The organism is Bradyrhizobium sp. 26S5, assembly GCF_036923295.1.
Lineage (GTDB): Bacteria > Pseudomonadota > Alphaproteobacteria > Rhizobiales > Xanthobacteraceae > Bradyrhizobium > Bradyrhizobium septentrionale.
In genome coordinates this window covers 2,145,285-2,163,652 of record NZ_CP145948.1, presented here as the reverse complement: position 1 = coordinate 2,163,652, position 18,368 = coordinate 2,145,285, and the positions used below count along the sequence as shown (strand labels likewise).

Below are 18,368 nucleotides of genomic sequence, written 5' to 3'. Positions count from 1 at the left end.
GCTTCAGAGCAGCGCAGCCTGCCGGCTCCGGCCGGCGGGCTTCGCCTTGCTGCGCGGCCGGGCAACGGCGGCAGCCGCTTCCTCCGCACCGGCCAGCACCAACTGCACGACGAAGTCGGCATAATCGGCGCGGGTCATCGGCCCGCCCTCGCGAAACCACATATAGTGCCAGTTCAGCATGCCGAACACGCTCATCGTCAGCGGCTTGAGCACGCGCTTCTGCTTCGCCGCCGGCACGGCGGCGGCCAGCGCATCCGACATGATCCCGACCAGTATCCGCTCGCTTGCGAGCAGCGGCTGCTGCTTTTGCTCCGGCAGCAGCCTGAGGCTTGCGATCTGGACCTGATGCTCGGCGTCGGCATGCCGGTAGAGCTCGAGCAGGGTCGTGACGATCGTCCCGAGGCGCTCGACCGGATCGCCGGCCGAGGCGCTCGCCTTGCGAACCGACGCCACCAGCCGCTCGAGATGCGACGACAGGAGATCGAAGAGGATCGCCTCCTTGTCGGGATAATAGTGATAGAGCAGCGCTTTCGAGACACCGCACGCGTCGGCGATCGTATTCATCGACGTGCCGACATATCCCGATGCGGCAAACAGCTCGGCCGCACGATGCAGCATCGAGAGGCGCTTGTCGTCATAGTCCTTGGCGCGCGATCGGGCCATGTCTCGTCCGTTCCACCAGCCGGCCGTTCAGCCGTCGTCGTCAGACGTGAATCAACAACGGCAAATTTCTCAGACCAGTCCGGCCCTGTCCATTGCCAGGGCCGGTCTGAGCGCCATTTATTGACCATCCGGTCGGACAATTCCATGACCTATATGGAATGGACCCCTGCGTTGCAATGCTCAGCGCAGGGCGTCGGCCGGATCCGGCGCCAGCCGGGCCCCCATCGACGCCACCCATCGTCCGCCCAGCTGGCATAGCACCAACCGGGCCTGCGATGTCTCATCAACTCCTTCGCATGAAGCTCAGGCGGCTGCGACCTCGTGGCCGGCCATCACTTCCAGCGCTCTCAGGATGCCGGAATGGTCCCAGGCCTTGCCGCCGAGCGCGGTGCAGGCGTTGAACAGCTGCTGGGCTGCGGCAGTGCCCGGCAGCGACAGCCCAAGGGCCCGCGCGCCTTCCAGCGCGAGGTTGAGATCCTTCTGATGCAGCTCGATGCGGAAGCCCGGATCGAAATTGCGCTTCAGCATGCGCTCGCCGTGCACTTCAAGGATCCGGGACGACGCAAAGCCGCCCATCAGCGCCTGGCGCACCAGCGCAGGATCGGCGCCCGCCTTGGACGCGAACAGCAGCGCCTCGCTCACCGCCTCGATGGTCAGCGCCACGATGATCTGGTTGGCGACCTTGGTGGTCTGGCCGTCACCGTTGGCGCCGACATGCGTGACGTTCTTGCCCATGGTATCAAACACGGGCTTCATCGCGTTGAACGCCCGCTCCCGCCCGCCAACCATGATGGTCAGGCTTGCCGCCTTTGCGCCAACCTCGCCGCCGGAGACCGGCGCGTCGAGATAGTCGGCCCCGAGCGCATCGATCTTCCGCGCGAACTCCTTGGTCGCCAGCGGCGAAATCGAGCTCATATCCACCACGATCATGCCCTTGGAGACGCCCTCGGCGACGCCACCTTTGCCAAACAGCACGGCTTCGACATGCGGCGTGTCCGGCACCATGATGATGACGGCATCGGCTTCCTGCGCGACCTGCTTGCCGGACTCGCACGCGACGGCGCCGTTCGCGATCAGGTCGGGCGGCAGAGGCGCGACGTCGTGCAGGAACAGGCGATAGCCGGTAGCCAGGAGATGGCCGGCCATCGGACGTCCCATGGTGCCCAGCCCGATGAATCCAATGTCTTTCATTGTCGTCGCTCCTGTCAGCCCGATGAGGGCGTTTTCTAGCGAAACGGATACCGGTTCGCGTGAAGAAAACGCGTCAAAACATAAAATTGAGAGCTCCGTTCCGGTTCAATCGGAACGGAAACGCTCTAGGTCACGAAAGTCTGCGCGGCATGCCAGGCAAGGCTCTCGAGCGTGGTCGTCCGCGGCTTGTATTCGCATCCGATCCAGCCGCGATAGCCGATGCTGTCGAGATGCTTGAACAGATATGAATAGTTGATCTCGCCGGTCCCCGGCTCATGACGGCCCGGGTTGTCGGCGAGCTGGACATGCGCGATCCGGCCGAGATGCCTCTCGACGGTTCGCGCCAGATCGCCCTCCATGATCTGCATGTGATAGATATCGTATTGGATGAACAGGTTGGGCGACCGCACGTCGGAGATCAGCTGCACCGCCTGTTCCGTCCCGCTCAGGAAGAAGCCCGGAATATCCAGCGTGTTGATCGGCTCGACCAGAAGCTTGATGCCATGCTGGGCGAGCGCGCCGGCGGCGAAGCGCAGATTGGACACCAGGACTTCGTGCAGCTCTGCCGCATCCGCGCCAGTGGGGGCGATGCCGACCAGGCAGTTCAGCTGCCGGCAATCCAGTGCCTTCGCATAGTCGATCGCGCGCGCGACGCCGTCGCGAAATTCATCGGTTCGATCGCGCAGGATCGCAATGCCGCGCTCGCCCGCGGCCCAATTGCCGGCCGGAAGATTGTGCAGCACCTGGGTCAGCTCAGACCGCGCCAACTCCTCCCGCAATTCGCTCTTGTCGTAGTCATAGGGAAAAAGATACTCGACCGCGTTGAAGCCGGCGGCCTTGGCGGCCGCGAACCGATCGAGGAACGGCAACTCGTTGAAGAGCATGGTGAGGTTGGCAGCAAATTGAGGCACGGTTGGTATCTCCGCTTGAGGCAGCGCTAATGATGTCGTCAGGCCGGCAACAGCGTGCCGGATCGTGCTGCGCTCGGCACCTCATCGAGCGGAAGGTCGAGCACCTCTTCGAATTCGACGATGTTGTCGATCTCCGTTCCCATCGCGATGTTGGTGACCCGCTCGAGGATGAACTCCACCACCACGGGCACGCGGTGCTTGGCCATCAATTCGCGCGCGGTCGCGAACGCCGCCTGGGCGTCGTTCGGGTCGGTCACCCGGATCGCCTTGCAGCCCAGCCCCTCCGCGACGGTGACGTGGTCGACACCGTAGACGCCGATCTCGGGCGCGTTGATGTTCTCGAACGAGAGCTGCACGTGATAGTCCATGTCGAAGCCGCGCTGGGCCTGCCGGATCAAGCCGAGATATGAATTGTTCACGACGACGTGGATGTAGGGCAGATTGAACTGCGCCCCGACCGCGAGTTCCTCGATCAGGAACTGGAAGTCGTAGTCACCCGACAGCGCGACGATGTCGCGGTCGGGGTCGGCGGCGCGCACACCGAGGGCGGCCGGCAGGGTCCAGCCGAGCGGACCGGCTTGGCCAGCATTGATCCAGTTGCGCGGACGATAGACGTTGAGGAACTGGGCGCCCGCGATCTGCGACAATCCGATCACCGTCACGTAGCAGGTGTCGCGGCCGAAGGCCTTGTTCATCTCCTCGTAGACGCGCTGCGGCTTGATCGGGATGTTGTCGAAGTGGCTCTTGCGCAGCATCGAACGCTTGCGGTCGCGGCAGGCGGCAGGCCAGGCCTGCCGATCGCGGAGCTTCCCTGACTTGCGCCACTCCTTGGCGACGCTCACGAACATCTCCAGCGCGGCCTTGGCGTCCGACACGATGCCGAGATCCGGATTGAAGACACGACCGATCTGGGTCGGCTCGATGTCGACATGGACGAATTTGCGCCCCTTCGTGTAGGTCTCGATCGAACCGGTGTGCCGGTTGGCCCAGCGATTTCCGATGCCGAGCACGAAGTCGGATTCCAGCATCGTGGCGTTGGCGTAGCGATGGCTGGTCTGCAGGCCGACCATCCCCGCCATCAGCGCGTGATCGTCGGGAATGGCGCCCCACGCCATCAGCGTCGGAACCACCGGGACGTTGACCGCTTCCGCGAAGGCGACCAGCAGCTCGGATGCATCGGCGTTGATCACGCCGCCGCCGGCCACGATCAGCGGCCGCTCCGCGGCGTTGAGCATCTCGAGCGCCTTCTCGATCTGCTTGCGGGTCGCCGTCGGCTTGTAGACCGGCAGCGGCGAGTAGGTCTCGTCGTCGAACTCGATTTCGGCCAGTTGCACGTCGAGCGGAAGATCGATCAGCACCGGTCCGGGCCGTCCCGACCGCATGACATGGAAGGCCTGGCTGAACACGCGCGGCACCAGCGCCGGCTCGCGGACGGTGACGGCCCATTTCGTCACCGGCTTTGCGATCGCCTCGATGTCGACGGCCTGGAAATCTTCCTTGTAGAGCCGCGCCCGCGGCGCCTGACCGGTGATGCAGAGGATCGGGATCGAATCCGCGATCGCCGAGTAGAGGCCGGTGATCATGTCGGTTCCGGCGGGTCCCGATGTGCCGATGCAGACGCCGATATTGCCCGCCTCCGCCCTTGTATAGCCTTCCGCCATGTGCGAGGCGCCTTCGACGTGCCGCGCCAGAATATGCCGGATCGAACCGTTCCGCTTCAGCGCGGAGTAAAGCGGGTTGATCGCGGCGCCGGGAACGCCGAACGCGCACGTGATCCCTTCGCGTTCGAGAATGCGCACTGCTGCATCGATTGCTCGCATTTTCATCTGATGATCCCGCTTCGCTAGGAGTTGGCCTGAGCATGATCATCAGACCCGCGCGCATCGATCTCAACGCAATCGATGGGATTTTCCACGCTATGGCAGCGCCCACGATTTTGTGGGTGTCTTCAAGAGATTAGGGTCAGCGGAGAAATGGAAATCGTGATGGACGAAAATGCGAAAAGCCTCACGCCTGCCCTTGCTGCGTGCGGCTCCCGCGAAGCTCGGCCGTGAGTTCGGCTGCGATCTGGTGCACGATCGTACCGATGTCCGGCAAGCGTTCGTTCGTCAGCCGGTCCGCCGTGCCCGATACCGAAACCGCGGCAAATGGCTCGCTGCAGTCGTTGAAGACGACCGCAGCCACACAGCGCAGGCCGAGGCGGGCCTCTTCATCATCCACCGCATAGCCCTGGCGCCGCACGTTCTCCAGTTCCTTGAACAGCTCGCCGGGCCGCACGATCGACTTTTCCGTCAGCCGCGGCATGCCCTGACGGCGGATGATCGCGTTGACGTCGGCATCGGAATAGGTTGCCAGCACAGCTTTGCCAACGCCCGAGGCGATCATTGCGACGCGTCCACCCACCTTGGTCAGCGAACGCATGATCTCCCGGCTTTCAATGCGGGACACGACGATGATGGACTCATCATCGACCACGGCCAGGTTGGCGGTTTCCCTGGTCTGGTCGCGCAGCTTGCGCAGATAGGGCAAGGCCTGCGCGGCAAAATTCCGCCGGCGCATGAAGGTCGAGCCGACCACGAAGCTTTGCGCGCCGATGTGCCATTTGGATTCGTCGCGGTCGAACTGCACGAATCTGCGGTTCTCGAGCGTCGTCAGCAGCCGATGAACGGTCGACGGCGACAAGCCGGTGCGGATCGCGAGATCGGTCAGCCGATAGCCTTCGTCGTCCTCTGCAAGCGTCTCCAGGATCTGCAGCGCACGATTGACAGATTGAACGCCGCCGTCTCGTGCGTCCGGATCCGGCTGCGCGCGAAAATCGGGTTCGGTCGGCTTGCGCCGGATCGGCTCTCTTTTCATCACGACCCTGCCCCTAACCAGTTGCGATTCAGAACGGTATTGCGTCCGAAGGACGAGCGTCAGGATTGGTATATGGCATGCCAATTACATCAGGAGTCAAGCTACAGTAATCACCGGATAGGTCAGTATATTTGCCGTTTTCTTCAAAATCTTTCTGATTCTTTTGTTTGACATCTGGGATAATGTATACCACTATTACTTTACAACGACCTGATCAGACAAACGGGAGAACGCTGCCATGTACGTCGGGGACATCCTTCGCAACAGCCCGCACCTCGTGACGATCGGCTGGAACGAAACCGTGAGCATTGCGGCGAACCTGATGTACGCGAGCAATGTCGGCGCAGTCGTGGTCAGGAACGTCTCGCGCAGCAAGGACGCCGCGGTGATCGGAATGTTCAGCGAGCGCGACGTCGTCGCTGTGATCGCCGAACACGGCACCGGTGGGCTTGCCGTGAAAGTCGCGCAGTTCATCTCGCGGCCGCTGGTGTCCTGCAATTCGCAGGACACGCTCGCGGATGCCGAACATCTCATGGGCCGGCACGGCATCCGCCATGTCCCCGTCATCGACAACGGCCGGCTCGTCGGCGTCGTCAGCATGCGGGACATCACCACTGCTTACGACGAGGCCACCTGCGCAGTGCAGGCGGCCTGACAGAATTTTCCAAGACAACTGCCACGCAACCCAGTTCGAGCCGCAGCGGCTCGAACTGTGTCCCCACTCTGCTCGCGAGGATTTCATGAGGATCTGCATCTACGGCGCCGGCGCCATCGGCGGTTATCTCGGTGTCGAATTCATGCGCGCTGGCGCGGATGTCAGCCTGGTCGCGCGCGGCGCGCACCTTGCCGCGATGCGACAGAACGGTCTGAAGCTCCTGATCGGCGACGAGGAGCGCGTGGTGCATCCGCGCTGTACCGACGATCCCGCCGAGCTCGGCGAGCAGGATTTCGTCATCGTCTGCCTCAAGGCGCACTCGATCACCGGCGTCATTGAACGCATGCAGCCCCTGCTCGGTCAGCGCACCCGCATTGTCACCGCCGTCAACGGCATTCCCTATTGGTATTTCTACAAGCACGGCGGACGGCACGAAGGATCGGCGCTCGAGAGCATCGATCCCGGCGGACGGCAATGGAAGGAACTCGGCCCCGAGCGCGCGATCGGCTGCGTGGTGTATCCCGCCACCGGGATCGAAGCGCCCGGCGTGATCCGCCACGTCTACGGCAACAACTTTCCGCTGGGCGAACCCTCCGGCGAGATCACCCCCGAGGTCGAGAACCTTTCCGCCCTGTTCGCGGCAGCCGGCATGAAGGCGCCGGTTCTCGATCGCATCCGCGACGAGATCTGGCTCAAGCTGTGGGGCAATGTCTGCTTCAACCCGATCAGCGCCCTGACCCATGCGACCCTCGACGTGATCTGCAGCAACCCCGGCACGCGCGCGCTGTCGAAAGCGATCATGCTGGAAGCCCAGGCGATCGCGGAAAATCTTGGCGTCAAGTTCCGGGTCGATGTCGAACGCCGCATCGAAGGTGCGCGCAAGGTCGGCGCGCACAAGACCTCGATGCTGCAGGATCTCGAGCGCGGACGTCCGGTCGAAATCGATCCGCTGATCACCGTCGTCCAGGAGATGGGCCGGATGACGGGGATTGCAACGCCCGCCCTCGATGCGGTGCTGGCCCTGGTCGCGCAGCGTACCAGGCTGGCGGGCCTCTACGACGGGGCGGCCGGCGTTGCCGAAACAAAATCACTTGCGGTGGCGTGATCCTGATGAGCAACGTCACACGCTGGGTCCGCTTCCGCCACCATGCCGACATCGGCTTCGGGCAACTCACACCATCCGGCATCTCGGTGCACGTCGGCGACATGTTCGGCGACGCGCGGCCGACTGGACGAACGCTGGCACTCGACGCCGTCGAGCTGCTCGCACCGACGCAACCAAGCAAGATCATCGCGCTCTGGAACAATTTTCACGCACTTGCCGCCAAGCTGAAATCACCCGAGCCGGCCGAACCGTTGTACCTGCTGAAGGCGCCGACCAGCGTCACCGCGCCCGGCGCCGTGATCAGGCGTCCCGCGGGTTACGATGGCAAGACGACCTACGAGGGCGAGCTCGGCATTGTCATCGGCAAGACCTGCACCGCGGTCGCGCCCGAACAGGCCGACGCCTTCATCTTCGGGTACACCTGCACCAACGACGTCACTGCCGCAGACATTCTCAATCGCGATCCGACTTTCCCGCAATGGGCCCGGGCCAAGGGCTTCGATGGCTATGGCCCCTTCGGTCCCGTTGTTGCGTCGGGCGTCGATCCGGCAAGCCTTGTGGTGCGCACCATCCTCAACGGCGTAGAGCGCCAGAATTATCCGATTGCAGACATGATCTTCAGCGCGCAGGCGCTGGTCAGCAAGATTTCACACGACATGACGCTGTTGCCCGGCGACCTCATCTGCTGCGGGACATCGATCGGTGTCGGCGTGATGAAAGAGCCGGTCAATACGGTCACCGTCGCGATCGATGGAATCGGCGAACTGACCAACGAATTTTGCCAGTAAGCGGCCGCGGGACGAGAGCCCGACGCCGCCGGACTAGCAGCCATTAAAACCACAAACTCCTGCTTTGGGGGACTTGTGAACTCCAGCACGAAACCGGTATCATCGCCCGACGGCTTCCGCTGGCTTCAACTGGCGATCGGCATCGTCTGCATGGCGATGATCGCCAACCTGCAATATGGCTGGACGCTGTTCGTCGACCCGATCGACGCGCAATATCATTGGGGCCGCGCCGCCATCCAGCTTGCCTTCACGATTTTCGTGATGACGGAGACCTGGCTTGTGCCGGTGGAAGCCTGGTTTGTCGACAAATACGGCCCGCGTATCGTCATCATGTTCGGCGGGCTGATGATCGCCCTGGCCTGGGTGCTGAACGCATACGCCTCCTCGCTCGTCACGCTCTATGCGGCAGCTGTCGTCGCTGGCATCGGCGCCGGCGCCGTCTACGGCACGTGCGTCGGCAACGCGCTGAAATGGTTTCCGGACCGGCGCGGCCTGGCCGCCGGCGCAACCGCCGCCGGGTTTGGGGCAGGCGCGGCGCTGACCGTCGTGCCGATTGCCAACATGATTGCCGCGAGCGGCTACCAGAGCGCCTTCCTGACGTTCGGCATCGGGCAAGGCCTGACTGTTATCCTGCTCGCCACGTTCGTCCGTCCGCCTGATATCACCGTGTCCGCCAGAAGGAAGCAGCTCAATCTGCCGCAGACCGCCGTCGATTACACGCCGGTTCAGGTGTTGCGCGCCCCGATCTTCTGGATGATGTACCTGGTGTTCGTGATGGTGGCTTCCGGCGGGCTGATGACCGCCGCCCAGATCGGGCCAATCGCCCATGACTTCAAGATCGCCGATACTCCGGTTACGTTGGCCGGCTTCCAGATGGCGGCGTTGACGTTCGCCATCTCGCTCGATCGCGTGTTCGATGGTTTCGGTCGCCCGTTCTTCGGCTGGATCTCCGACAATATCGGCCGTGAGCACACCATGTTCATTGCGTTCGCGACGGCGGCGCTGATGTTGCTGACGCTGTCGGTCTACGGCCACATTCCGGTTGTCTTCGTGTTGGCGACGGCCGTCTATTTCGGCGTTTTCGGGGAAATCTACAGCCTGTTTCCGGCAACATCGGGCGACACGTTCGGCGCCAAATACGCGACCACCAACAACGGCATGCTCTATACCGCGAAGGGCACTGCGGCGCTGCTTGTGCCGCTGGCGAGCATCATCTCCTCCCGGTTTGGCTGGCAGGCCGTGTTCATCGTCGCAGTCGCGCTCAATGCCACCGCAGCCCTCATCGCCGTGTTCGTGATCAAGCCGCTGCGCCGCGCGTTCATTCTCGGCAGTGAAAGCACGGCACGTGCCGTGGTTGCTCGTGCGACGGCAGCTCACAGCGAAAGCGATCTGCCAAAGGGACAGCTATCGTACGACAGCCTCGAGAAGGCCCCCTGACGGAGGACTTCTCACGGCCCGAAGCTGCGCTCGATTTGAGACGGCTGCGTCGTTCGAGAGAGCCATTGACCGTTGGACCATATGGCCGGAGTGCAGCGATTGAACGCGAAATGGACTGACCTGCGAGCCCGCACTGCGCTACGACGAATCTTCGACGCCGCAATCGCCAGCGCCGATCCAAGGATCACGATCGCATCTGCCTTGCCGGCAAAGCCCAGGGGCAGATGCATCGTCATCGGCGCAGGCAAGGCTTCGGCGGCGATGGCAGCCGGCCTCGACGCGGCATGGCGTGACGTCGACCTTTCAGGCGTCGTGGTCACACGCCACGGCCATTCGGTTCCCGCGGGCCGGATCGAGGTGCTGGAGGCATCTCACCCCGTGCCGGACGATACGAGCAAAGTTGCCGCCCTTCGCATGCTGCGTGCCGTTGAAGGACTGTCGTCGGATGATCTTGTGGTCGTGCTGATGTCCGGCGGCGGCTCGGCGCTGATGACGCTTCCTGCATCCCCGATGACGCTCGCCGACAAGCAGGCGGTTAACCGGGCACTGCTTGCAAGCGGCGCGACGATTGCCGAGATGAATGTCGTCCGCAAGCATTTGTCCGCGATCAAGGGCGGGCGGCTGGCGCTGGCCGCGCGTCCCGCCCGCGTCGCGACCCTGGTGATATCGGACATTCCCGGCGACGATCCGGCGGCGATCGGTTCCGGCCCCTCACTCCCGGACAGCAGCACAAGAGCCGATGCGCAAGAGATCGTTGACCGGTTTGCAATCGACTTGCCGGAAGCGGCGCGGCTTGCACTCGAGCAGGCCGACGAGACACCCAAGCCGGGCGAGATCGACGCGGATGTCCGCATCCTTGCCGCGCCGTTCCGCGCGCTCGACGCTGCGGCCAATGTGGCCCGCGACGAGGGCCTCACGCCGATCCTCCTTGGAGATGCGATCGAGGGCGAGGCACGGGAACTCGGAACCGTGATGGCCGGCATCGCCCGGTCGGTCGCGATGCATGCTCAGCCAGGCCCCCGCGGTGCTGCTGTCGGGGGGAGAGACAACGGTCACGATCGGACGCGGGCCGGCGGGCCGCGGCGGCCGCAACACCGAATTCTTGCTAGGACTTGTCATCGCCCTGTCGGGCGCAGCCGATATCTGGGCCATCGCGGGAGACAGCGACGGCATCGATGGAACGGAAGATGCGGCTGGTGCTTTGATCGGTCCGGATACACTCTCGCGCGCCGCCGCGAAACTCCTCGACGCACGGGCTTGTCTGGCGGCCCATGACAGCTACACGTTCTTCGATCGCCTTGGAGACCTCGTGCGCACCGGGCCGACACTGACCAACGTCAACGATATCCGCGCCGTGCTGATCGGAGCCGGCAAGCCGGGAATCAAGTTAAGGATGAGGTGATCCATGCGTCGTCATCGACGGGCCAAGATCGTTGCAACCGTCGGCCCCGCCAGCAGTTCTCCCGAAATGCTCAAGGCGCTGCTGGAGGCGGGCGTCGATACGTTCCGCCTGAATTTCAGCCACGGAACCCAGAACGATCACGCCAGGATTCACGCCGCGATCCGAAAGCTGGAACAGGAAGTTAACCGGCCCATCGGCATTCTGCTGGACCTGCAGGGCCCGAAGATCCGCGTCGGCACCTTGCGCGATGGCAAGATTATCGTCGCGGCCGGAGAGACCATCCGCTTCGTGCTGTCCGGGTCGGATGGGGATCGTGGCGCGATTCCGCTCCCGCATCGGGAAATCTTTGCGGCCGTCGCTCCCGGTCACGATCTCTTGATCGACGACGGCAGGGTCCGCGTTCGCGTCACCGGGCTGGGTGACGATTTCATCGAAGCCAAGGTGATCGTCGGTGGCACGATCTCGAACCACAAGGGCGTCAATCTGCCGGGGACGGTGCTTGATCTTTCACCACTGACGACAAAGGACCGTCTCGATCTGGAGTTCGGCCTGAAACTCGGCGTCGACTGGGTCGCCTTGTCGTTCGTGCAAAAGCCCTCCGATATCATCGAGGCGAGAAGCCTGATCGGCGACCGCGCCGGTCTGATGGCCAAGATCGAGAAGCCAGCAGCGCTTGAGCGGATCGACGATATCATCCAGCTGTGCGACGCCATCATGGTTGCCCGGGGCGACCTTGGCGTCGAGATTCCACACGAAGACGTGCCGGGCCGTCAGAAGGAATTGGTGCGGGCCTGCCGGCTTGCCGTGAAGCCCGTGATCGTCGCCACGCAAATGCTGGACTCCATGGTCGCCGCCCCCACGCCGACTCGCGCCGAAGTCTCCGACGTTGCGACCGCCATCTATGATGGCGCCGATGCGGTGATGCTGTCGGCGGAATCTGCCACCGGCCGCTATCCGCAGGAGGCGGTCGAGATGATGGACCGCATCATTCGCAGCACCGAGCAGCACAAGATGTACCGCTCCATCGTCGAGGCGACCCAGCCGGGCGAAGAGCAGACCGCGCCCCATGCTGTGGCAACGGCCGCGGCCGACCTCGCTTCCGTCGTTCACGCCAAGGCCATCGTGGCCTATACGTCGAGCGGAACGACCGCCGCGCGCGTGGCGCGCAAGCGGCCGAGCTTGCCGATCCTCGTCATCACCCCGAGCCGCGAAGTGTCCCGCCGCCTGTGTCTGCTGTGGGGCGCGCACAGCGTGCTGTCCGACGACGTTCGCAGCTATGAGGAGATGGTCGAACGCGCGACTGCATTCGCGCTTGCGGAGCAATTCGCATCAAGCCGGGATCTGCTGGTTGTCGTCGCCGGCATTCCGTTTGGACAAGCGGGTACGACAAACAATCTGCGCGTCGTTTCGCTCCCGTGACAGAACCAGGATTGCGTCATCAGCGCATCGCCAAGGTCGTGGTTTGCCGGAGCAACGCGTGGGCCATGCTAGCGAGGAGGCGCTGCCGTTCTTCCCAAGATCAGCCGGTATCTCGTCCGTCAGGTAGAGGATGAGATCGCGAGCGTGGCAAGAACGGTCCTGTTGCTGATCTCGAGTTTGCGGAAGATGTGGTGGAGATGAACCTTGATGGTTCCGTCGGCCACCTTCAGACGGCGGCCAATCTCCTTGTTCGACAAGCCTTCCGACACCAAACGCATGATCTGACGCTCGCGCTCCGTCAGCACCGCAAGATACTTCTCCGGAATCGCCGTCGGTGCACGAGAGATGACTTCCTCGGACGCGGGCGGCGGCAACATTCGCTGGCCGTCGGCGACCTGCCGCAACATCTGAATAAGGGTTTCAGGCTCCTCCTCGCTCAGGATGACGCCGTAAGCCCCCGCTGCCGCCAACAGGGCGAGATCGCGATCCTCAACAGAGGTGGCGAGGAAAACGAGCCGCACACCAGGCGTCCCGGAATTTGCGATATCTGGCGTGGCCTGCGCAAAGATGTCAGGCATCGACATGTCCAAAATGGCGATGTCGGGCGCGAGGCTCCGGATTGCCTTGAAACAGCTCGCTCCATCATTGCAACGAGCAACAACTTTGAAATCACGCTCTGCTTCGAGCAGACAATTCAGACCCAATAAAACGACCGGATATCTGCTAGCAATTACCACACGACTGAAATTCATTTACGTCCAATCCCTCAGTCCCTCCAATTCAGCAACGCGCCCATTTCATTAAGAAGCTACTCCAATATGAGGCTTTTCAGTAAGCTTTTGTTGTTGCGGCGCCCCGTGAATCTACTGGCCGAGCGCCAAGCACATGCGATTTGCGCAACGTTTGATTGCAACGCGGACCCAACTAACCCCAAGCGAGCGTCCAAAATGCCTATAACCAACGGTATATAGGGATATTGGGGATTAGCATTTAAAATTCCTAAATATTGAGAGACTGGACTCGGGATTTTTCGTCCCAAATTTGTGTCCAAATCTACCAAGTCTGAAGAGTGGTTTTGTTGCGTTTTTTTAGCTGGGCGGTCCATCAAGAAGAATGAGCCGGATTCAACTGACCCGCCCCCTGTATCATTGTAGCGTCCGGGAGAGTTTCCATGAGACGGCGATATCCTTTTACTGCTGTGCTTGTTGGTGAAAATAGTCTTCGCAAAGAAGGTCTTGCCAGAATTCTGAATTCCGAGAATTTTCAAGTCCTTACTTCAATATCCGATGCCAACGATTTGCTAGGCGATGACGCGCTTCAGAAGGTGCCCGTTGCTTCAGCATTGTTTCTGATTGTTCACAATGGCGATGATTTTCGCCCGACAATCGAGCAAATCGACTCCCTCAAGCGCCGTCACGCCGACGGACGCGTGGCGGTCGTCGCAGATCAATATCGACTGAGCGATCTGGCGGCCGCATTCCGGGCCGGTGCCACCGGATACTTCATCGACGTGATGAACTGTGACGCGTTCATCAAGTCCATCGAGCTCGTCATGATGGGCGGGACGGCATTCCCGCCGGCATTCCTCACCTCCGCCCTCGACGCCGAGAAGCGCGACGTGGACGATGCTCCCGCACCCGCCGATGCCAATCATGTCGTCGCAAAGCCGGATGACAAGCTTGCCCAGCAACTTTCGCCGCGGGAAATTTCAATTCTGCAGTGCCTGATCGAAGGCGATTCCAACAAGTGCATCGCGCGCAAGATCAGCATTGCCGAAGCCACGGTGAAGGTTCACATCAAGGCGATCCTTCGGAAGATCCGGGTTCAGAACAGAACCCAGGCAGCGATCTGGGGGTTGAACCATCGGTCTGCGGCGTGGGCGAACAACAACAGGGCCACGCATCAGGCCGCTGATGGAGCTGAGCGGCCTCTCCCTCCTCAGAGAGAACTTCCCAAGATCGCGCTGGCGGGTCGACCGGCACCACTTGGCGCAATCGACCACGCGGCGAACTATTTTGACGTGTCGCTCGCAAACGGCCACGTCCGCAAGGACTCAAAAATCGACGGGGCGATCCGGCTACGTAAATAGCCGAAACCCGTCCAGTTCGGTATCCCGCCGGGTAACCTTCGGCGGGATGCTGGGCTTCGACTATATGCCGCACAGATCGATGCGATGCGCGACGGCCAACACGGCGGTTCGCGCAAACGTCGGCGGTTTGCTTATCGTTCCCGCAACGATTCCTGCTGGTGTCTTGCCAACGGCGAGAGCAGATAGCTGATGATCCTGCGGGTACCCGTCTTGATCTCAACCGTCACCGCCATGCCAGGACCGAGCTTGACTTGCTTGTCCTCGACCTGCATCTGCGTGCGGTCGAGGGAGACACGCGCAGCATATTCCAGCTCCTGGCCTCTCGACTCGCTGCTGCCACTCTGCACGCTCCCCTGCGCCCGATCATTCGACGCGCCCTGCGGTCTGTCGCGCGTGATCGCGTCCGACGATACGCTGAGGACTTCGCCGTGGAGGAGCCCGTAACGGGTGAAATTGAATGTATCGACCTTGATCTCCACCTGCTGTCCCGGATGAACAAATCCGATATCGCGATTGGAGAGCATGGCTTCGATCTCGAGATGGCTCTCGCTGGGAACCACCACGGCCAGCGCCTGCGCCTGCGCGACCACGCCTCCCACAGTGTGAACGGCAAGTTGCTGCACCACGCCATCGACCGGCGCCGTCAACTGCTGCAGCTTTGTACGCTGCTCCGCCTTCACCACCTCTTGCGCAACGCCCGCAGCCTTCTGCTCCGCTTTCGCAAGAGCATCATAGGTCGTACGCCGATATTCGGCGGCGGACCTTTCCCTCGTTTCCTTCAGCAAGGCAATGGCGGCGTCGGACTCGTGCAGCCGGCTCTGCTGCAGGATGAGATCCTGCTGAAGGCCGACCAGGTCCTGATACTCGGAGAGATAGGTAACCTTGGAGCCGAGCGCCTTGTCGAGCAGCGTTTTCCGGATTTCGACCCGCTCGGTGAGCACCGGTATCGTGGCCTGGATCTTCCCGACGTTCGCAGAAATGGTCGACCGTTCGGCGTCCTTCTGGCCTTGCTGCCGCTCGATCTCGGCAAGCTTGGCCTGCTGCTCCGCGCGCTGGCTGATCAGAAACTGACGATGCAGATCGATATCCGCGGCGCTTGCGCCGCGCGGCGGCTGGAAAGCCGCGAGCGGATCGTCCGCGAGCGCCGCGCGAAGCCGCGCAACTTCCAATTCGGCGGCCAGCAGATCGCTGCGGTAACGCTCCTGATCGGCTCCCGTCATCGTGGGATCCAACTCGATCAGGACATCACCAGCCTTTACGCGCTGTCCGTCTCGCACATGGATCGCACGCACGACGCCCGACTCGAACGGCTGAATGAGCTTGGTGCGCCCACCCGGCACGATCTTGCCGGTCGCCGTTGCGACGATATCGACGTGACCGAGCGATGCCCATAGCAGCGCGACGCAAAATGCCGCGATAATGCTCGCCCCAATCGCGCGCCCGATCGGTGACGGCGGCGATTCTGTGATCTCAAGGGCCGCCGGAAGAAACGCTATCTCCTGCTCGCGGCGGCGAACCTCGGCTTTTGGAAACGGAATGATGTTCCGGCTAGCGAGCGTCATTGGATACCTGCCTGCAGCTGGTGCAGTCTCGCGTAGCGTCCATTCGAGCGGATCAACTCATCATGGTTGCCGTCCTCGACGATGCGGCCATGTTCGACCGAGATGATCCGGTTTGCGTGACGTACGGTGGAAAGCCGATGCGCGATCACGAAGACGGTCCGACCGGCAGAAATCCGCTTCATGTTCTGCTGGATCGCGCGCTCGCTTTCGTAGTCCAGCGCACTGGTCGCCTCGTCAAAAATGAGGATGCGTGGATCGGTGACCAGCGCCCTGGCAATCGCGATGCGCTGCCGCTGTCCGCCGGAAAGACTGCTGCCGCGTTCACCCACGACAGTGTCATACCCCTCGGACAGCTCCAGGATGAAATCGTGGGCGCCGGCGAGCGAGGCCGCCGCGATGACACGCTCCATTGGCATGGCCGGGTCAGCGAGCGCGATGTTCTCGCGAATGGAGCGATTGAAAAGCACGTTCTCCTGCAGCACGACGCCGATCTGACGCCGAAGCCAGGCGAGATCGACCATCGCAAGATCGACGCCGTCGATAAGCACGCGCCCGCTTTCCGGCACGTAGAGGCGCTGGATCAGCTTCGCGATGGTGCTTTTACCCGAACCGGAAGACCCAACAATTCCAATAACTTGCCCGGGATCGACACTGAAGGATACGTTGTGCAGCACCTCGGGACCGTCGAGGCGATAGCGGAACGTGGCGTGCTCGAATGAGACCTGGCCACGGATCGCCGGCAGCGCAGCGCGGCCGGGACTGGAGCTCGGCTCGGGAATGGTGTTGAGGATGTCGCCAAGCCGATCGATCGACAGCCGCGCCTGATGGAAATCCTGCCAGATCTGCGAAAGCCGCAGCACCGGCATGCTCACGCGTGACGCCAGCATGTTGAATGCGACGAGTTCACCGACCGTCAGCGCGCCGTCGATCACGAGCCGGGCGCCGAAATACAGGGTTGCCGCCACGACCAGCTTGTTGATCATCTGGACCGACTGGCTCGCCGTATTGTTCAAGCTCAGCACGCGAAAGCTCGCGGCTACATAGGCGGCGAGCTGCTCCTCCCAGCGACGCTGCATTTGCGGCTCGACCGCCATGGCCTTCAGCGTTTCGACGCCGGAGACGCTCTCGACCAGGAAGGCCTGGTTCTCGGAACCGCGATCGAATTTCTCGTCGAGGCGCCGGCGAAACAGCGGCGCGGCGCCCGCCGAAATGCCAATATACAACGGGAACGACGCCAATACGATGAACGTCAGCGTCGTGGAGTAGTAGAACATCACTGCGAGGAACACGACGGTGAACAGCAGATCGATCACGAGCGTGAGCGCCGAGCTGGTCAGGAACTGACGGATATTCTCCAGCTCGCGGACGCGCGCCACGGAATCGCCGACACGGCGGGTCTGGAAATATGCAATCGGCAACGCCATCAAGTGATGGAACAGCCGGGCGCCAAGCTCCACGTCGATACGATTGGTCGTGTGCGCGAACAAATAGACGCGCAGCGTCCCGAGGATGGTCTCGAAGACCGTGAGCGCGACAAGGCCTGCGACCAGCACGTCGAGCGTGCTCATGCCGCGATGCACGAGCACCTTGTCGATGACCACCTGGAAGAACAGCGGCGAGACGACCGCGAAGACCTGGAGGAAGAACGATGCGACCAGGACCTCGCTAAGCAGGCGGCGATACTTGTGGATTGCGCCGAAGAACCAGCTGATGTCAAAGCGCCGGGAGGTATCCGTCAACGCCGCGCGCCGCGTCATCAAGATGACGTCGCCATTCCACACGGCCTCAAGCTCGGCCTGGGTCATCATCTGAGGCTGGGGATGCGATGGACGCTGAACGAGGAGCTTGTCGTCGACGACCTTGCCGAGAACCAGGAATCCGCCGTCGCGCAACACGGCGATCCCCGGGAGCGGCGTTACAGCAAGCCGATTCCAGCTGGTTTTCTGCAACCGGGCCTTCAGCCCGAAACTCCTGGCGCAGCGGACGATGTCGGTGACGCCGAGGCGGGCCGCACCGGTCCGGTGTCGAATCTGGTCCGGGTCGGCCGCGATCCCATGGCAACGCAGCATGACCGCCAGAGCCATCGGCCCCGAGTCGTCGCCGCTGTCAGGTTCGATTGCGCTGGTCTCAACCGCGACATCGCGGCGCGCGGACCACATTGGAAGCTCGCGGACGCGTCGCAGCAGGCTCTCGCGCAGCTGCCGCAGTCGCGGCAGGCTCTCGCCCAGCTGCCGCATCAGATTGCGCCCGCGCGCGCTCAAACCAGCGAGCAGATCAAGCGCCTGGTGCG

The 18,368-nt window shown here is 62.5% G+C and carries 14 protein-coding genes and 1 pseudogene; 7 read left to right on the top strand and 8 right to left on the bottom strand.

Annotated features, from left to right (window positions below):
* Positions 1-3: 3 nt before the first annotated feature.
* The 5 genes from V5279_RS10135 to V5279_RS10115 form a co-directional block, all read right to left on the bottom strand.
* The gene (locus V5279_RS10135; protein WP_166303289.1) at positions 4-663 is read right to left on the bottom strand and encodes a TetR/AcrR family transcriptional regulator; all 660 of its coding nucleotides are present in this window, start codon (positions 661-663) and stop codon (positions 4-6) included.
* A 303-nt stretch (positions 664-966) separates the two neighbouring features.
* On the bottom strand, positions 967-1,854 hold the full coding sequence (locus V5279_RS10130; protein ID WP_166303287.1) for a 2-hydroxy-3-oxopropionate reductase: 888 nt from the start codon (positions 1,852-1,854) through the stop codon (positions 967-969).
* Between the two features lie 125 nt (positions 1,855-1,979).
* Positions 1,980-2,765: a hydroxypyruvate isomerase gene (gene hyi / locus V5279_RS10125; RefSeq protein WP_338696927.1), complete on the bottom strand. Its 786-nt coding sequence runs from the start codon at positions 2,763-2,765 to the stop codon at positions 1,980-1,982.
* Positions 2,766-2,803: 38 nt separating this feature from the next.
* Positions 2,804-4,591 carry a glyoxylate carboligase gene (gene gcl, locus V5279_RS10120; protein ID WP_029082730.1) on the bottom strand — a complete coding sequence of 596 codons (1,788 nt, stop codon included), beginning with the start codon at positions 4,589-4,591 and terminating at the stop codon, positions 2,804-2,806.
* Between the two features lie 181 nt (positions 4,592-4,772).
* Positions 4,773-5,621, bottom strand: a complete 849-nt coding sequence (locus tag V5279_RS10115; protein ID WP_338696924.1) for an IclR family transcriptional regulator — start codon at positions 5,619-5,621, stop codon at positions 4,773-4,775.
* 238 nt (positions 5,622-5,859) lie between these two features.
* Here V5279_RS10115 and V5279_RS10110 point away from each other — a divergent pair, with 238 nt between their 5' ends.
* The 6 genes and pseudogenes from V5279_RS10110 (at position 5,860) to pyk (ending at position 12,427) form a co-directional block, all read left to right on the top strand.
* Positions 5,860-6,276 (top strand): CBS domain-containing protein, encoded by a 417-nt coding sequence (locus V5279_RS10110; protein ID WP_338696922.1) that lies wholly within the window; start codon positions 5,860-5,862, stop codon positions 6,274-6,276.
* 85 nt (positions 6,277-6,361) lie between these two features.
* Positions 6,362-7,381, top strand: a complete 1,020-nt coding sequence (locus tag V5279_RS10105; protein ID WP_338696920.1) for a 2-dehydropantoate 2-reductase — start codon at positions 6,362-6,364, stop codon at positions 7,379-7,381.
* Positions 7,382-7,386: 5 nt separating this feature from the next.
* Positions 7,387-8,169: a fumarylacetoacetate hydrolase family protein gene (locus tag V5279_RS10100; RefSeq protein ID WP_338696918.1), complete on the top strand. Its 783-nt coding sequence runs from the start codon at positions 7,387-7,389 to the stop codon at positions 8,167-8,169.
* Between the two features lie 150 nt (positions 8,170-8,319).
* Complete coding sequence (gene oxlT / locus V5279_RS10095; protein ID WP_414645943.1) at positions 8,320-9,606, top strand: oxalate/formate MFS antiporter; 1,287 nt, start codon at positions 8,320-8,322, stop codon at positions 9,604-9,606.
* Positions 9,607-9,687: 81 nt separating this feature from the next.
* Positions 9,688-11,008: pseudogene (locus V5279_RS10090) on the top strand (glycerate kinase type-2 family protein).
* 3 nt (positions 11,009-11,011) lie between these two features.
* Entirely contained in the window at positions 11,012-12,427 is a 1,416-nt protein-coding gene (gene pyk / locus V5279_RS10085; RefSeq protein ID WP_338696914.1) for a pyruvate kinase, read from the top strand.
* A gap of 119 nt (positions 12,428-12,546) precedes the next feature.
* Here pyk and V5279_RS10080 read toward each other — a convergent pair whose 3' ends face one another.
* Positions 12,547-13,179 (bottom strand): response regulator transcription factor, encoded by a 633-nt coding sequence (locus tag V5279_RS10080; RefSeq protein WP_338696912.1) that lies wholly within the window; start codon positions 13,177-13,179, stop codon positions 12,547-12,549.
* Between the two features lie 419 nt (positions 13,180-13,598).
* Between V5279_RS10080 and V5279_RS10075 the strand changes: the two genes are divergently transcribed.
* Positions 13,599-14,516: a response regulator transcription factor gene (locus V5279_RS10075; RefSeq protein WP_338696910.1), complete on the top strand. Its 918-nt coding sequence runs from the start codon at positions 13,599-13,601 to the stop codon at positions 14,514-14,516.
* Between the two features lie 131 nt (positions 14,517-14,647).
* Here the strand turns inward: V5279_RS10075 and V5279_RS10070 are convergent, their stop codons facing one another.
* Together V5279_RS10070 and V5279_RS10065 are read right to left on the bottom strand one after the other, a co-directional pair.
* Positions 14,648-16,078: an HlyD family type I secretion periplasmic adaptor subunit gene (locus V5279_RS10070; protein ID WP_338696908.1), complete on the bottom strand. Its 1,431-nt coding sequence runs from the start codon at positions 16,076-16,078 to the stop codon at positions 14,648-14,650.
* Positions 16,075-18,237: a type I secretion system permease/ATPase gene (locus V5279_RS10065; RefSeq protein WP_414645751.1), complete on the bottom strand. Its 2,163-nt coding sequence runs from the start codon at positions 18,235-18,237 to the stop codon at positions 16,075-16,077. Before V5279_RS10065 ends, V5279_RS10070 begins: the two co-directional genes overlap by 4 nt.
* Between the last annotated feature and the right edge of the window lie 131 nt (positions 18,238-18,368).

Bases quoted from the DNA above. Each gene is read 5' to 3' on its own strand.
- V5279_RS10115 (WP_338696924.1), bottom strand. From the start codon at position 5,621: ATGAAAAGAGAGCCGATCCGGCGCAAGCCGACCGAACCCGATTTTCGC.
- oxlT (WP_414645943.1), top strand. From the start codon at position 8,320: ATGGCGATGATCGCCAACCTGCAATATGGCTGGACGCTGTTCGTCGAC.
- pyk (WP_338696914.1), top strand. From the start codon at position 11,012: ATGCGTCGTCATCGACGGGCCAAGATCGTTGCAACCGTCGGCCCCGCC.
- V5279_RS10070 (WP_338696908.1), bottom strand. From the start codon at position 16,078: ATGACGCTCGCTAGCCGGAACATCATTCCGTTTCCAAAAGCCGAGGTT.
- V5279_RS10075 (WP_338696910.1), top strand. From the start codon at position 13,599: ATGAGACGGCGATATCCTTTTACTGCTGTGCTTGTTGGTGAAAATAGT.
- V5279_RS10105 (WP_338696920.1), top strand. From the start codon at position 6,362: ATGAGGATCTGCATCTACGGCGCCGGCGCCATCGGCGGTTATCTCGGT.
- V5279_RS10135 (WP_166303289.1), bottom strand. From the start codon at position 663: ATGGCCCGATCGCGCGCCAAGGACTATGACGACAAGCGCCTCTCGATG.
- V5279_RS10100 (WP_338696918.1), top strand. From the start codon at position 7,387: ATGAGCAACGTCACACGCTGGGTCCGCTTCCGCCACCATGCCGACATC.
- V5279_RS10080 (WP_338696912.1), bottom strand. From the start codon at position 13,179: ATGAATTTCAGTCGTGTGGTAATTGCTAGCAGATATCCGGTCGTTTTA.
- V5279_RS10110 (WP_338696922.1), top strand. From the start codon at position 5,860: ATGTACGTCGGGGACATCCTTCGCAACAGCCCGCACCTCGTGACGATC.
- gcl (WP_029082730.1), bottom strand. From the start codon at position 4,591: ATGAAAATGCGAGCAATCGATGCAGCAGTGCGCATTCTCGAACGCGAA.
- V5279_RS10130 (WP_166303287.1), bottom strand. From the start codon at position 1,854: ATGAAAGACATTGGATTCATCGGGCTGGGCACCATGGGACGTCCGATG.
- V5279_RS10065 (WP_414645751.1), bottom strand. From the start codon at position 18,237: ATGTGGTCCGCGCGCCGCGATGTCGCGGTTGAGACCAGCGCAATCGAA.